The 14,458-nt window shown below is 36.8% G+C and carries 15 protein-coding genes; 13 read left to right on the top strand and 2 right to left on the bottom strand.

Annotated elements, in window-relative coordinates:
* Positions 1 to 36 precede the first annotated feature (36 nt).
* The gene (locus QDN89_RS11160) at positions 37 to 1,356 is read left to right on the top strand and encodes a lysine N(6)-hydroxylase/L-ornithine N(5)-oxygenase family protein (RefSeq protein ID WP_280770216.1); all 1,320 of its coding nucleotides are present in this window, start codon (positions 37 to 39) and stop codon (positions 1,354 to 1,356) included.
* 68 nt (positions 1,357 to 1,424) lie between these two features.
* Here the strand turns inward: QDN89_RS11160 and QDN89_RS11155 are convergent, their stop codons facing one another.
* The gene (locus QDN89_RS11155) at positions 1,425 to 1,697 is read right to left on the bottom strand and encodes an acylphosphatase (RefSeq protein WP_280770215.1); all 273 of its coding nucleotides are present in this window, start codon (positions 1,695 to 1,697) and stop codon (positions 1,425 to 1,427) included.
* 297 nt (positions 1,698 to 1,994) lie between these two features.
* On the opposite strand from QDN89_RS11155, the gene tatA reads away from it, so the two are divergent.
* The 12 genes from tatA (at position 1,995) to QDN89_RS11095 (ending at position 14,192) form a co-directional block, all read left to right on the top strand.
* Complete coding sequence (gene tatA, locus QDN89_RS11150) at positions 1,995 to 2,198, top strand: twin-arginine translocase TatA/TatE family subunit (RefSeq protein WP_280770214.1); 204 nt, start codon at positions 1,995 to 1,997, stop codon at positions 2,196 to 2,198.
* 32 nt (positions 2,199 to 2,230) lie between these two features.
* Positions 2,231 to 4,783, top strand: coding sequence for a molybdopterin-dependent oxidoreductase (locus tag QDN89_RS11145; RefSeq protein ID WP_280770213.1), 2,553 nt, complete (start codon positions 2,231 to 2,233; stop codon positions 4,781 to 4,783).
* A 26-nt stretch (positions 4,784 to 4,809) separates the two neighbouring features.
* Positions 4,810 to 5,496: a 4Fe-4S dicluster domain-containing protein gene (locus QDN89_RS11140; RefSeq protein ID WP_280770212.1), complete on the top strand. Its 687-nt coding sequence runs from the start codon at positions 4,810 to 4,812 to the stop codon at positions 5,494 to 5,496.
* A 33-nt stretch (positions 5,497 to 5,529) separates the two neighbouring features.
* Positions 5,530 to 6,156, top strand: coding sequence for a TorD/DmsD family molecular chaperone (locus tag QDN89_RS11135; RefSeq protein ID WP_280770211.1), 627 nt, complete (start codon positions 5,530 to 5,532; stop codon positions 6,154 to 6,156).
* 48 nt (positions 6,157 to 6,204) lie between these two features.
* Positions 6,205 to 7,305, top strand: coding sequence for an NADH-quinone oxidoreductase subunit I (locus tag QDN89_RS11130; protein ID WP_280770210.1), 1,101 nt, complete (start codon positions 6,205 to 6,207; stop codon positions 7,303 to 7,305).
* 26 nt (positions 7,306 to 7,331) lie between these two features.
* Positions 7,332 to 8,483 (top strand): NrfD/PsrC family molybdoenzyme membrane anchor subunit, encoded by a 1,152-nt coding sequence (gene nrfD, locus QDN89_RS11125; protein WP_280770209.1) that lies wholly within the window; start codon positions 7,332 to 7,334, stop codon positions 8,481 to 8,483.
* Positions 8,484 to 8,749: 266 nt separating this feature from the next.
* Positions 8,750 to 9,031: an adhesin gene (locus tag QDN89_RS11120; protein ID WP_280770208.1), complete on the top strand. Its 282-nt coding sequence runs from the start codon at positions 8,750 to 8,752 to the stop codon at positions 9,029 to 9,031.
* Positions 9,032 to 9,163: 132 nt separating this feature from the next.
* Positions 9,164 to 9,526 carry an arsenite efflux transporter metallochaperone ArsD gene (gene arsD / locus QDN89_RS11115; RefSeq protein ID WP_280770207.1) on the top strand — a complete coding sequence of 121 codons (363 nt, stop codon included), beginning with the start codon at positions 9,164 to 9,166 and terminating at the stop codon, positions 9,524 to 9,526.
* 26 nt (positions 9,527 to 9,552) lie between these two features.
* On the top strand, positions 9,553 to 11,316 hold the full coding sequence (gene arsA / locus QDN89_RS11110; protein ID WP_280770206.1) for an arsenical pump-driving ATPase: 1,764 nt from the start codon (positions 9,553 to 9,555) through the stop codon (positions 11,314 to 11,316).
* 132 nt (positions 11,317 to 11,448) lie between these two features.
* Positions 11,449 to 12,780: an arsenic transporter gene (locus QDN89_RS11105; RefSeq protein ID WP_280770205.1), complete on the top strand. Its 1,332-nt coding sequence runs from the start codon at positions 11,449 to 11,451 to the stop codon at positions 12,778 to 12,780.
* A 151-nt stretch (positions 12,781 to 12,931) separates the two neighbouring features.
* On the top strand, positions 12,932 to 13,681 hold the full coding sequence (locus QDN89_RS11100) for a lysophospholipid acyltransferase family protein (protein ID WP_280770204.1): 750 nt from the start codon (positions 12,932 to 12,934) through the stop codon (positions 13,679 to 13,681).
* Positions 13,682 to 13,862: 181 nt separating this feature from the next.
* Positions 13,863 to 14,192 carry an SCP2 sterol-binding domain-containing protein gene (locus QDN89_RS11095; protein ID WP_280770203.1) on the top strand — a complete coding sequence of 110 codons (330 nt, stop codon included), beginning with the start codon at positions 13,863 to 13,865 and terminating at the stop codon, positions 14,190 to 14,192.
* 115 nt (positions 14,193 to 14,307) lie between these two features.
* Here the strand turns inward: QDN89_RS11095 and QDN89_RS11090 are convergent, their stop codons facing one another.
* Positions 14,308 to 14,448: an FbpB family small basic protein gene (locus QDN89_RS11090; protein ID WP_280770202.1), complete on the bottom strand. Its 141-nt coding sequence runs from the start codon at positions 14,446 to 14,448 to the stop codon at positions 14,308 to 14,310.
* Between the last annotated feature and the right edge of the window lie 10 nt (positions 14,449 to 14,458).

Below are 14,458 nucleotides of genomic sequence, written 5' to 3'. Positions count from 1 at the left end.
AGAGAATAGTTGGAATTGGGTAGAGGAGTAGATAAGATGAATAAATTGAACATACATGAAGTAATTGGTATAGGTATCGGACCATTTAATTTAGGAATGGCTGCTTTATTAGAAGAACAGAATATTGATGCGTTATTTTTTGATGAGTCTCCGTCTTTTAATTGGCATCCTGGCATGCTTATTGAGGGATCAGATTTGCAAGTTCCTTTTCTTGCAGACCTCGTTACGTTTGCTGATCCAACGAGTCGTTTTAGTTTTTTGAATTATTTACATACACAGAAACGATTATTCTCCTTTTACTTTTTTAATCGCTTTGATATTCCTCGCCGTGAATACAATAATTATGCACAATGGGTTGCCGGTCAATTATCGAACTGTCACTTTGGTAAATCAGTCATTGATATCATTGATCGACCAGATGATCGCCCCCCATGTTATGAAGTCGTGATAGAAGATCGTGAGACGAAAAAACAACAACATTTTCACACTAAAAACGTTGTTGTAGGAACAGGGACTAAACCAATGGTTCCAAAAGATCTTGAAAAACATCTAGGAGATGGTGTTTTTCATTCAAGTCAATACCAATATGTCGTTGATGAACTAGAGGAATCAGACTCCATATTAATTGCAGGCTCTGGTCAAAGTGCTGCAGAAATATTTCTTGATCAACTTCAAAACCAGCGAAGTAAACCTTTCCTTCATTGGCTAACCCGCTCTTCTGGTTTCTTTCAGCTAGAAGCAGGTAAGTTAGGGCAAGAAGTATTTTCTCCTGATTATATTGATTACTTTCACGAGTTACCTTTTGAAAAAAGAAAGAATGAGTTACCAAACCTGTCCCAGCTCCGTAATGGTGTGGAAGAATCAACACTTCATCAAATTTATGATCTGCTTTATCATCGATCTGTTCATCCGCAAGAGTTATCTGTTCATATTCAAGCGAATACAGAAGTGGTTGATATTGAAAAAATAGACAAGCAGTATAAAGTCTATTGTTTCCAACGACAGCAAGATAAGTCATTTGATCTAACTGTAGATAAGGTGGTATTAGCAACTGGATACAAACCCCACATTCCTGATTGGTTTGAGAAATTTCGAGAGCTAATCGAATGGGAAGATACCAATCGTTTTGCAGTGACACGAGATTATCAACTGGTGTTTAAAAAACACCGCTCTCATCAAATTTATACGTTGTCGAACTTAGAACATAGTCACGGACCTGGAGCAACAAATTTAGCTCTTTCAGTGCTAAGAAATATCACCATAATTAACCGAATCGTCGGACATGAACTTTACCCAGAGCAACAGGGGGGAGTTTTTCAGCAATTTGGTCTAAAGAAAGATGAAGAAGCTAAATAAGAACATGACGAACAAATTTCACCAAAAAAGCTTTGACACTGTATATGTCAAAGCTTTTAACTTTTTAATTAACCTCGAACGGAAAACATCCCCTCGTTTTCCTGGATACTTATTTCGGTGCTTTTAATATCTGCTACTTTTGCTGGGAACCTTGCTTTTTCTAAGGAAGATAAGAAAGTGACAATTTGATCTGGATCTCCTTGCACTTCTAACTCCACTGTTCCGTCCAATTTGTTACGAACCCAACCAGTAAGGTCTCGTTGACTAGCGGTAATTTGTGTATGATAACGAAAGCCTACCCCTTGCACTTTTCCATCAACGATGACGTGAAACCGTTTCATGTAAATCCCCCTTTATAAAGAGTGTTTTTTATGTCTTTTCCCAATGTTAGTAAAATTTACACTTAAGAAAAATATTAATAACGTTTTGATAGATAATACTATCTGGATATTATTATGTTCATTAATTCACAAATAAGACACAGTATCTTTTGAGTTTATTCACAACTTCGCCCCCATCTAGTTTTTATATAAATATATAATAAAACTGTAGAAAGTGATATAGATCACAAGTGAGAAACGTTATCAGATGAAAAACAAATAAAATGGCTATTTGAAAAGCATAGGGGGTGGGGAAAAATGCCAGCAAATATTGGAATTCCAGGATTGATTTTGATTTTGATCATTGCACTTATTATTTTTGGACCAAAGAAATTGCCTCAAATGGGAAAAGCGGTTGGAGACACGTTGAAGGAATTTAAGAAATCAACAAAGGATCTCGCATCAGATGATGATAATGAAACTAAATCATCTTTAGAAAGTGACACAACAGAAAGACATTAAGTTTGTAGGGAAATTAATTGGAGGTGGATGTAGTGAAACTGAACAGAAGGAATTTTCTTAAGGCATCTGCAGTAACGGGATTATTTGCAGCTGGAGCAACGCAGACGAAACCAGTATTGAATGCGTTCTCAACAAAAACAAGTGCAAGTAATGAAAACAAAGAACAGGGAGAATGGATTGCAAGTGTCTGTCAAGGGTGTACAGCATGGTGCGCCGTGCAGATTTATCGTATTGATGGGAGAGCGACGAAAGTTAGAGGTAACCCTAACGCAAAAGCGAACCATGGTCATTCATGTGTTCGATCTCATCTAGGTTTACAGCAAGTATATGATCCTGATCGAGTTAAACAGCCTATGAAAAGAACGAATCCGAATAAAGGCAGAGATGAAGATCCACAGTTTGTTCCGATCTCTTGGGAAGAAGCAATGGATACGATTGCTGATAAAATTATGGAGTTACGAGATAACAATGAAACACATAAGTTTTCAGTGTGGCGTGGGCGTTACACTGCACTAAATGGTATTCTTTATGGCAATTTACCAAAAATTATCGGAACTCCAAATAATGTGTCACACAGCTCAATTTGTGCTGAATCAGAGAAATTTGGACGTTATTACACAGAAAGGTATTGGGGTTATGCCGATTACGACCATGCGAATACCTTTTATGAAATTTTCTGGGGTGGCGATCCAATTGCATCTAATCGACAAGTTCCACATACAGCAAGTATTTGGGGTGACTTAAAAGGTCGAGCGAAATTAGCTTGTATTGATCCTAGACTCTCCACTACTGCAGCCAAATCTGATGAATGGTTGCCAGTAATTCCAGGAGAAGATGGCGCATTAGCAGTAGCGATTGCACATGTTTTGCTTACTGAAGAACTTTGGTATAAGCCTTTTGTAGGTGACTTTAAAGATGGTGTGAATCGTTTCGTAGAAGGCGAAACGGTTGATGAAGAAGAATTTGAAGAAATTCAAACGCACGGAGTAGTAAAGTGGTGGAACTTAGCTTTGAAAGATAAAACACCAGCTTGGGCAGCAGAGAGATCTGGAATTCCAGAAGAGCAAATTTACCGAGTTGCTAGAGATTTTGGTCGTGCAGCGCCGAAAGCTATTTCTTTTTCCTCACCAGGTTCAAGTATGGCAGTTCGTGGTGGATATACAGCAATGGCTCAAGCAGCGCTAAACGGATTGGTTGGATCAGCAGATAATGAAGGTGGCGTCATTTGTGGTGGAGAGAGTGTTCCAATAAATGATTTTCCTGATATCGAGAATTATATAGATGAAATTGCTGAACAAGGTAACAGTATGGAACGAGTGGACCACGGTGGAAGACTTGAATTACCCGCACTAAAAGATAGCAAGTCAGGCGGGGTGAAGCCGACAAACACGGTAGCAGATGCAATTAATAATAGTGATCCATATGATTTGAAAGTTGTTATTAGCTATTGGAACAACTTTAATTTCAGTAATCAAGGAACAGATCGATGGGATGAGGCATTGGCTAAATTACCGTTTATGGTTCATTTGACAGTGAATTCAGCCGAACAGACTCATTTTGCAGACATTGTCCTTCCGGTTCCACATTCACAGTTTGAGAGACTTAGTCCTGTTCGAGGAAGTAACGGTAACTTGCATACACATCTTCATATGCAAAATAAAATTATAGATTCGCCATTTGATATTAAAATTGATGAAACCGAAATTCCTTGGATGCTAGGAGAAGCGTTGGAAAAGAAAGGCTTCTCTAACTTAATTGATTATTTTAGAAATGAATTCGCCGATCCAGAAACAGGTAAACATCCTGAAAATGGGGAGGAATTTAATGAAATAGCAACAAAAATGTACACTCAGCCACTTTGGGACCCTTCCGTTGAAAAAGAAGGAGATACGATAGATGGATGGGAAGAATTAAAAAGAATTGGAACGTGGAACTCGATTCCTTATCGTTTCCGTCAAAAATGGGATGGAAATTGGGGAACAGAAACAGGTCAATTTGAGTTTTACAGTGAAACTTTGAAGGTCGCATTGCAAGAACACGCTGATAAACATGATGCATCGATTGATGATGTCATGGAAGCAGCTCTGCAAACAGAGCGAGGCGAACTTGCTTTTGTACCACACTATGAGCCAGCTTATCGTGTTGGTGATGAGAACGAATATCCTCTCATTTTTTCAGAACATCGTTCCAAATTAAATCGAGAAGGACGTTCAGCAAACGGCACTTGGTATCAAGAATTCAAAAATGTTGATCCTGGAGATGAAGCTTGGGATGATGTAGCAAAATTAAATCCAATTGATGCAAAAGAATTAGGTATCAAAAATGGCGATGAAGTGAAATTAACAACACCAACGGGGAGTATTACGGTGAAAGCGAAGCTCTGGGAAGGAACCCGACCAGGAGTTGTGACGAAATGTTTCGGTCAAGGTCACTGGGCATACGGTCATATTGCATCACTTGATAAGAAAAAACAAATAGCACGAGGTGGAAATAATAATACGATCTTAGCACCTGTGCATGAAGCGATGAGTGGAAGCGGAGCAAGGCATGGTGGACAAACGAGAGTTAGAGTAGAGAAAGTATAAAAATAGAAGTGCGGAGGTGACGTATCATGGCTAAAAAAAATTATGCAATGACAATTGACTTACAAAAATGTATTGGTTGTGCCGGTTGTTCAGTTACATGCAAAAATGAGAATAATACAGATACAGGCATGAACTGGATGCACTTTATCTCAAATGAAACAGGAACATTTCCAAATGTGAAATACGAGTTTATGCCAACGTTATGTAATCACTGTGACAACGCTCCATGTATCAAAGCGTGTCCGGTGACGGCTATGTATAAAGACGAAAACGGATTGACTTTACACGATGCTGATAAGTGTATTGGTTGTAAAGCATGTATGGCATCATGCCCTTACGGGGTGATCTCTTATAACAAAAACAATCCACATGAATATTGGAATCAGCAAGAAGCATGGAGTGAATTATCAGCTACACCAAAAGAGATTAAAGATAAGGTTGGTACAGAAGTTCCTTATTATAATCCTGAGCGTGATTATAATTACGAAGCGATTCGTTATCGTGGTATTGTCGAAAAGTGCCAACTTTGTGATCACCGCCTAGCAAGAGATGAGCAACCTTATTGTGTAGAGCGTTGTCCATCAGAAGCAATGTATGTGGGAGATTTAAATGATCCAGATGATAAAATTCATCAATTTCTTCAACTAGAACATAAAACATTAAAAGATGAATTAGGCACAAAACCAAAAGTATTTTATACTCGAAGCTTTTAAATAAATACACGATGATCAAGGGGTGTGACAACATTGGAACAACATACTTTAGGGGAATTTCATTATAAAGCAAATATTTTTAAAGTCTTAAGTGAGTTATACAAGAAACCAGAGCAAGATCATGAAGATCTTTTCCCGCCATTTTTAGAAGCAATTGAAGCAATTTTTCCAGAGCTTCATAAAGAAGGAGAGAAAGTCAAAAAAATCTTTGGAAAAGAAGATTTGAAAAAAAATCAATCCATATTGATCGATTATTCAAAACTATTTGTTGGACCATTTGATGTGTTAGCACCGCCTTACGGGTCTGTTTATTTAGAAGAAGCTAGACAAATTCAAGGTCAGTCGACAAGGCAGGTTGAAAGGTTGTATGAAAAAGCAGGGATCGAAAAGACTGCTGATTTTCATGAACCAGCAGATCATATAGCTGTCGAGCTGGAATTTATCTATTATTTGTACTACATGTATATTGATACGAATGAATTGAATTATTTAGTTTTAATTAAAGAATTTATTAATAATCATTTAGGACGTTGGATTTTCCAGTTTACAGATCGTTTAGAAGAGCATGCAACCCATAATTATTACAAGAAACTTTCGATTCTTACGAGAGAAATATTCAAACTAGAAATGGAAAATTTAAAAGTAGAATCAATGCAGTAACATGTTGATGTTAAGATTATAATTTTATTATTCAAAGGGGGTGAGCGTGTGTGGCAAAGGTTTTTATTTCAAAGGGTTAAGGAAAGAGCATCGTTAAGATTTAATGAAAAAAAGTGTTTAAGAGAAAGATATAAACATAGTAACTGTGATAAATGTGTGGTTGCTTGTCAAAGTGAAGCTTTGTCAATGAAAGATGGAAAGATTCACTTAGATAAAGATCTTTGCACAAGCTGTGGCCAGTGCACACACGCCTGCCCGACAGATGCACTATACTATGAGTCTGAAATGATGAACAAATATGAAAGCCGAATTTCACAGAAAGATGCAGTAACATTCACATGTGAAAAGCAAAAATCAAAACAAGGTCATGACGTAGCATTTCCTTGCTTAAGTGCTTTAACACCTGAGTATCTAATGACTAGTGAACTATATGATAAACGAAGTGAAGTATTTTGTGATTCTCAAGTTTGTAAAACATGTGAAGTTAACTGGAGTCCAAATACAGGATTGAAATGGCTCGAAGATTGGAATCGCCAGTCTATCTTGAAAGATAAGGTTCCTGTCATAAATCAACTAGAACAAAAGACAGGTAGAACTCGCACTTACAATCGAAGAGAATTATTTAAAATGTCTTCCAATGAAACGAAAGGGCAAATAGCCGATTTGTTCTTGGATTCATATAAAGAAGTGTCAAATTTAAAAGAAAAAATTGGTCAGACAGAGAAACGGAAATATTTAATGACCTATCTTCAAAAAAACAAAGAAAGCCTTCATCTAGATAAAAGTGAGCTATTATCAACCAAACTTCAAGTAGCAAAACTTAAAGTGAGTAAGGAGTGCACCGTTTGCCAAAAATGTTCGAGTATATGTCCGACAGGTGCTTTGCAAGTCGTAGAAGCTGAAAATACGTCATCGTTGCAATTTTACACGGAACAGTGTGTCGACTGTGATATTTGCGAAAAGGTATGCGACTTTATTGAAAAGAAACCAATTAAACATTTAGCGGAGATACTGGAAAACCATACTTTACAAATTGTTGAACAAGATAAATGTCCAACATGTGGAGATAAAAAAAATGTAAAGAATAATTTATGTGAAGACTGTGAAATAAAAGAATCGAGAAGACGTTCGTTACTGTCCGATTGGTAAGGGATGATTCAAAGGAGGGAGTTTACATGGCTATGAAATGGCAAGGGAAAAGTTTAATTGCAATGGTCATTTTGCTAGCAATTGTAGCAGCAGGTATTTTTGGAATGGGGAATACTCTTGTGCAAGGGCAAGTAGTGTTTGGGTCAACTGATCAAGTCCCATGGAACTTATTAATTGTTGCCTACGTATTTCTAGCTTTAATGGCAAGTGGAATGTGTATGATTGCATCTGCTTCCCACGTGTTAGGATTTAAAAAGTTTGACTTTCTTGGGAAAAGAGCAATCTATCTGGCTTTAGCAGTCCTTATTCCAGGACTATTAGTATTAGCAATGGATTTAGGGCGTTTAGATCGAGCATACCTATTTATTACATCACCAAATTTACAAGCTCCAATGTGGTGGATGGGAGCAACGTATGGTGTTTACGTTGTTTTACTATTAGTTGAATTTATAGCAATGCACACGAAAAATGAGAAAGTGATGCATTATGCATCATATATGACACTTGCTGGAGCGGTTGCAGCTACAAGTATTCTTGGTGGAATCTTTGCAGTAGTTGTTCAGAGACCATTATGGTTTGGCGGAGCAACAAGTGTATTTTTCGTATTATCTGCATTGTTGACAGGAATTGCTTGTTTAACTATCTTTACTTATTTCACGTACAAACTAAGTAACAAGAAGTTACCTGAGAAAGTCGATGCAGCATTAATAGGGTTATCTAAATTGATGGGTATTTTGATTGCAGTAGCTCTCGGGTTTAACGCATGGCGTCTTATAACAATGTTCTATACTGGAACACCTGATTTCGCGCTGATATTTAACGGTGAATATGCATTGATGTATTGGGGCGGAGCATTAGCATTAGGGCTCATCATTCCACTACTGATGATTATTGGTAAACGAACAAGTGTTGTAGCAGTAGCTGTTAGTTTCCTAGTATTGTTTGGCATGTATTTCGACAAATACGTCACGGTCATCGGTGGTCAATTATCTCAACCTTATGGAGAAGTGACTACTTACTCAACAACGGTTACAGAATGGTTGATCTTTGTTGGAGCGATGGCAGCCACTGTTGTTATTTATATGGTAGGCACAAAAATATTTAATCTCAGTGAGTCAACTCATGAGGAGAAGGACAAAAAACCTACAAAAAAGAAAATTCAACCAAGCGCAGTATAATAAAAGATAAAGCCGACTTTGAAAAGTCGGCTTTATTTGTGTTTCATACTGACAAGGAATACTACAGAAACTTAGTTCTTATTTGTAGGATCGTTTTATGTAAGAATTAAGATATTTATTCGATTATCATTAACTAATAAAAGCAAACATGTGTCAAGACCTTCACAAAGTAGTTAAATAAAACTTATATAACGCATTGATTATATAAAGTTCCTGTTATATAATTGATTTATTATATAGAGAATCGATTAAGGAGAGTGTGAATAATGTTTATAACAGATGAAGCAAAGAATTTTTTGTTAGTAATGTTAAAAGAAAATGATGCGGAGAATATTAAAATATTTAGTAATGGAGGAGGATGCTGCGGTCCCAGTGTTGGATTAGCGATGGATGACCCTAATGAAGAAGATATAGTTGAAGATATAAATCAAATCAAAGTGGCATTTGAAAAGTCCATTTATAAGGATTTAGAAAACGTTACAATTGATTACCAGCAAACACCCCAAGGAGAAAGTCTTGTCTTAGAGGGATTAAATCAAGGCTGTTAATAAAATATAGCTAAATGAAAACTAATTATTGATTTTAAAACAGTGAGACTTTAGTACGGCCAAAGAGATTATTCAACATCAACACGTAACAATAACATAACGAAAATATAAAGGGACGAAAGGATGTTAATGATGAGTACAAAAATAGAAATATTTGATCCGGCATTATGCTGCGCCACAGGGGTATGTGGACCTAGTGTCGATCCTGAGTTAACAAGAATCTCCAGAACCATTATGAAGTTGGTGAATGAAGGATATGATGTTTCAAGGTACAATCTAGCTCAAGAAGCAGAATACTTTACAGAGCATAAAGGTGTGACTGAACTATTAGAAAAAGAAGGCCCAGAAGGATTGCCAGCTATTGTAGTTGATGGGCGATTAATTTTAAACGGACGATATCCAACGTTAAGTGAATTTGCTGAATGGCTGAGATTTAATGAAGAAGATTTGACAGTTAATCTTCCTAAAAAGACAATAGGTTTAACATCAAAATAAAAGGTCTTAGAAAAGGAGCGCTTCTTATGAAAAGATTGCAACCAAACGATATTTCAACTACGAGACATTTATTTTTTACAGGCAAAGGTGGCGTAGGGAAAACGTCAACAGCGTGTGCTACAGCTGTTGCATTAGCTGATCAAGGGAAAAAAGTACTGATTGTCAGTACGGACCCAGCTTCCAATTTGCAAGACGTATTTGGGATGGAATTAAAAAATGAACCGTCTAAAATTGACGCTGTCCCTAATCTATATGCAGCAAATTTAGATCCAGAAGAAGCAGCTTACCAATATCGTGAAAAAATGATCGGGCCATACCGCGGGAAATTACCAGAATCAGCGTTGAGAAACATGGAAGAACAGCTATCTGGTGCTTGTACGGTTGAGATTGCTGCCTTTGATGAATTTACAAACTTATTAGCTAATAGAGAAGCAACGGATCAATTTGATCATATTATATTTGATACAGCCCCTACAGGTCATACGTTGCGACTATTACAGCTACCAACAGCATGGAGCGACTTCTTAGATGATAATGAAAATGGGGCATCTTGTTTAGGACCTCTAGCTGGATTAGAAGAAAAGAAAGGTTTGTATGCAAAAACAGTTGAGGCATTATCGAACGGTGATGAAACTGTGCTTGTGTTAGTGTCAAGACCAGACTCTTCTTCCCTTGAAGAAGCAGACCGAGCAGGGAAAGAATTAGCGGATATTGGTATAAAAAATCAAGCGTTAATTATAAATGGTGTATTTGATCGTCAATCAGATGATGAAGTAGCGGTTAAATTAGAGGAAAAACAACAACAAGCACTAGATTCTATTCCAATGGGAATGAAAGATACAGATACTTACTTTCTACCGTTAGTTCCGTTTAACTTAACTGGACTTGATGCATTAAGAAAGTTCTTTCAAGAAAAAGTAGAATTCGTAGAGGAGTTAGAAACAACTAAAGCAGCCAATGACCTTCCTTCCATTAAAGCGATTGTTGATGACCTTGAACCGAGAGGACATGGTGTGTTTATGACAATGGGCAAAGGAGGCGTCGGAAAAACAACAATGGCAGCTGCAGTTGCTGTTGGATTGGCTGAGCGAGGTCATGATGTTCATTTGACAACAACTGATCCTGCTGCCCATTTAACTCACGTTTTGAATAATGAGTCTTTTGAGGGAACATTAAATGTTAGTAAAGTGGACCCAAAAACAGAGGTCGAAAATTATAAAAAACAAGTACTTGAAAATGTAAGCAATGATTTAACCGAAGATGAATTAGCCTTTATTAAAGAAGATTTAGAGTCCCCTTGTACAGAAGAGATTGCTGTTTTTCGTGCATTTGCAGAAGTTGTAGAAAAAGCAGAAGGAGCTTTTGTAGTTATTGACACGGCTCCTACAGGTCACACACTATTACTACTAGATGCAGCTGAGTCTTATCACCGTGAAGTAGAGAGAACAGCTGGAGATATGCCTGAGTCAGTCAGAAAGCTTCTTCCGAGGTTGAGGGATCCAAATCAAACGTTTGTGTCATTAGTTACATTGCCAGAAGCAACGCCAGTATTTGAAGCAAGTCGTCTGCAAGATGACCTTCGTCGAGCTGGTATCGAACCAGCATGGTGGATTATAAATCAAAGTTTCCAAGCAACAGAAACGAGGGATCCAGTTTTGAAAGGTAGATCATTTTCAGAGCAGCAGTGGATTGAAAAAGTAAAAGATGAATTATCACCACAAACAGTTATTGTCCCTTGGCAAGCAGATCAAGTCATCGGCTTGGAAAAATTAAAAATGATGGTATATTAAGCAGAGTCTTCTATTTACTTATCATTGTAAGACATCTGAAACGCCTCTAGAGATAGGCATGAGGCGTTTTATATTTTTGTGAAAATAGAAAGTCATCACGATTTTATAACAAAAGTACACAGGAGGAATATCATGACGTCTGTTTTATTAGCCTCAGCAATTTTTATATTTACATTAGTATTAGTCATTTGGCAACCGAAGGGCTTATCGATTGGGTGGTCAGCGACAATAGGGGCAGTGTTAGCATTAACAGTTGGAGTTGTTAATTTTCAAGATGTTGGGGAAGTAACGGGTATTGTTTGGAATGCTACTTTAACATTCATTGGTATCATAATTATTTCCTTAATTCTCGATGAAATAGGATTTTTTGAATGGGCGGCTTTACATATGGCGAAAGTTGCCAAAGGGAACGGAGTGAAAATGTTTGTTTTCGTTTCGTTATTAGGAGCTGTTGTAGCAGCCTTATTTGCAAATGACGGGGCAGCGCTTATTCTTACTCCAATTGTTTTAGCAATGGTACGTGCACTGAAATTCAAAGATGCGATGATTTTACCTTTTATTATGGCAAGTGGATTTATTGCTGATTCTACCTCGTTACCTTTGATTGTCAGTAACTTAGTGAACATCGTATCAGCCGACTTTTTTGGAATTGGATTTATTGAATACGCAACGTACATGATCGTACCTAATATGTTTTCTTTAGCTGCTAGTATTTTTGTTCTCTATTTTTATTTTAGAAAAGATATTCCTAAAACGTATGATATGTCTATGTTAAGAGTTCCGAAAGAAGCGATCAAGGATCATAAAATGTTCCGTATGTCATGGTTCGTCTTAAGTTTGTTGCTCATTGGATACTTTGTTAGTGAATTTATATATATTACTGGACCAATTTCAGGTGAGCAAATGACGTTTCCTGTTTCGTTTGTAGCGATGACCATCGCAATTTTCTTTTTGTTAATGGCTCGAAGGAGTCCAGCAGTAAATACGGGGCAAGTCATGAAAGGTGCTCCTTGGGCAATTGTTGTATTTTCTATCGGAATGTACGTCGTTGTTTTTGGGTTAAGAAACGTGGGGTTAACAGATGTCTTAGTTGGCGTATTGGAGAAATCAGCAAACGGTGGAATGTTTGTTGGAACACTTTCTATGGGCTTCATTGCAGCTATTTTGTCTTCCCTTATGAACAATATGCCAACAGTTATGATCAACGCTCTTGCAATTAATGATGCAAATTTGGTTGGACCGATGAAAGACGCATTTATTTATGCCAACGTGATTGGTTCTGACTTAGGACCAAAAATTACGCCAATTGGTTCTTTAGCAACATTATTATGGTTACACGTATTAGCATTAAAAGGCGTTAGAATTTCGTGGGGATATTACTTCAAGGTAGGTATTGTCATAACGATTCCTGTTTTATTTATCACGCTAACAGGACTTTATTTATGGATGTTGATCATCGTATAAATAAAGAGATGATAATTTCATGCTTTTCTCTGAAAATAGTATCGACATTAGCGTGTCGCTGCTATTTTTTTGCCCTAAAAATTCCTTTAGTTTGCTATAATAGAATAAGCTTAAATCGATAGGATTTCTAAATAAGATTGGATGATGAATAATGATTAGAACAGTAATTTGGTTTATTTATTTTTCTGTTTATTTGCTTGTTATATCTCCTGGATTATTAAAAGCAAAAAGGTTGAAAAATAGCGGGAAGACAGAGGAATTTGATCAGTATATACAAAAAGTTTCTCAAAATTGGGCAAGAAGATTGGTGAAGTTAGCCGGAGGGAAAATCCATATTAAAGGCGAAGAGCACATTCCAAAAGATGAGCCAGTACTTATTGTGAGTAATCATCAGGGGAATTTTGATATTCCGATTCTTTTAGGATTTCTCGATCTTAAAATTGGATTTATTTCCAAAATTGAAGTGAAAAAAATACCGATGATTGGTACGTGGATGGAACATATGGGATGTATTTTTATGGATCGCCAAGATCGTAGGCAAGCCGTAAAATCGATTATTTTAGGCGCAAAGGCTTTAAAAAATGGAACAAACTTAGTCATTTTTCCAGAAGGTACGAGAAGCAAAGGAGGTCCAGTCGCTGATTTTAAAACCGGAAGTTTCAAATTAGCTACAAAGTCGAATGTGACTATTCTCCCTGTGACAATTCAAGGCTCTTATCAAATGATGGAAGCTAATAAAAATAAAATTACTCCAGGAGATGTACACGTAACAATTTCAGAACCGATTCGTGTTCATCAACAGGAGGATATGGATAGCTCTCAGCTTGCTGAAGTATGTAGGATACAAATTGTAAATCAGATGACTCAAGAAACTAGTGAATTAAAAAATGCCTCTACATGAAATGAGGCATTTTTTGTGTTTCGTGCAGTTCGCTTTGTAGTGTCGAGGACGAAGAGAATGCAACAGGAGATATAGTACGACTGATCAGATTTATGCTGGATGAAAGGAAGACAAAAGTTGAGTATTTATTGTATAATAAAAAATGAATGAACATTCAATCATTTTAAGAGGAGTGTAGATGATGTCGATAAAAAATACGTTTGAAGAATTAACAACGAAAATGAATGAAGATCCAAGTCACTTAGAGGGAATCAGCTATGTCTATGAGTTTCATTTGTCTGGAGAAGACGAGGGGACTTATCAATTAAAAGTAGAAAATAATCAGGCCTTATATAGCATTGGCACGGAGTGGGATTCCCGTTTAAAACTAGAGATGAGTGATAAAAATTTTGAGAAACTAGCACATGATGATTTAAATCCTACTATGGCATACATGAGCGGGAAGTTAAAGGTTCACGGAGATTTAGGCCATGCTTTGAAATTACAAGCACTGATTAAAAAGTACCAGTAGAAGCAAAACGTAAAAAAAGCTGGACCTGTTGTCTATAAGTTAGGTTCAGCTTTTATTCATCTAATACGGTTAATGTTAGTATAAGTGACAATCAACTTTCTATAGCGCTTTCAATTTAAGCTTTTTGAAGATTATTGTTTTCATGTTTTTGATCGATCTTTTTCTCGATTTGAATAATTGCTTTTTGATCTTGCATGATTGCTTGTTTATTTTCTTTCACTAATTCTTCAAAACTTTTATGGAAACGTTTTCTCATATGTGATCAT

Origin of the sequence: Salipaludibacillus daqingensis (assembly GCF_029891575.1) — a bacterium.
GTDB classification, from domain to species: Bacteria; Bacillota; Bacilli; order Bacillales; family Salisediminibacteriaceae; genus Salipaludibacillus; species Salipaludibacillus daqingensis.
The sequence above is the reverse complement of the archived record's forward strand: the minus strand, read 5'-3'. Positions and strand labels throughout refer to the sequence as shown.

What these genes read in the sequence shown, in the direction of transcription:
- QDN89_RS11160 (WP_280770216.1), top strand. Translation starts at nt 37, where the DNA reads ATGAATAAATTGAACATACATGAAGTAATTGGTATAGGTATCGGACCA.
- QDN89_RS11155 (WP_280770215.1), bottom strand. Translation starts at nt 1,697, where the DNA reads ATGAAACGGTTTCACGTCATCGTTGATGGAAAAGTGCAAGGGGTAGGC.
- tatA (WP_280770214.1), top strand. Translation starts at nt 1,995, where the DNA reads ATGCCAGCAAATATTGGAATTCCAGGATTGATTTTGATTTTGATCATT.
- QDN89_RS11140 (WP_280770212.1), top strand. Translation starts at nt 4,810, where the DNA reads ATGGCTAAAAAAAATTATGCAATGACAATTGACTTACAAAAATGTATT.
- nrfD (WP_280770209.1), top strand. Translation starts at nt 7,332, where the DNA reads ATGGCTATGAAATGGCAAGGGAAAAGTTTAATTGCAATGGTCATTTTG.
- QDN89_RS11120 (WP_280770208.1), top strand. Translation starts at nt 8,750, where the DNA reads ATGTTTATAACAGATGAAGCAAAGAATTTTTTGTTAGTAATGTTAAAA.
- arsD (WP_280770207.1), top strand. Translation starts at nt 9,164, where the DNA reads ATGAGTACAAAAATAGAAATATTTGATCCGGCATTATGCTGCGCCACA.
- arsA (WP_280770206.1), top strand. Translation starts at nt 9,553, where the DNA reads ATGAAAAGATTGCAACCAAACGATATTTCAACTACGAGACATTTATTT.
- QDN89_RS11105 (WP_280770205.1), top strand. Translation starts at nt 11,449, where the DNA reads ATGACGTCTGTTTTATTAGCCTCAGCAATTTTTATATTTACATTAGTA.
- QDN89_RS11100 (WP_280770204.1), top strand. Translation starts at nt 12,932, where the DNA reads ATGATTAGAACAGTAATTTGGTTTATTTATTTTTCTGTTTATTTGCTT.
- QDN89_RS11095 (WP_280770203.1), top strand. Translation starts at nt 13,863, where the DNA reads ATGTCGATAAAAAATACGTTTGAAGAATTAACAACGAAAATGAATGAA.
- QDN89_RS11090 (WP_280770202.1), bottom strand. Translation starts at nt 14,448, where the DNA reads ATGAGAAAACGTTTCCATAAAAGTTTTGAAGAATTAGTGAAAGAAAAT.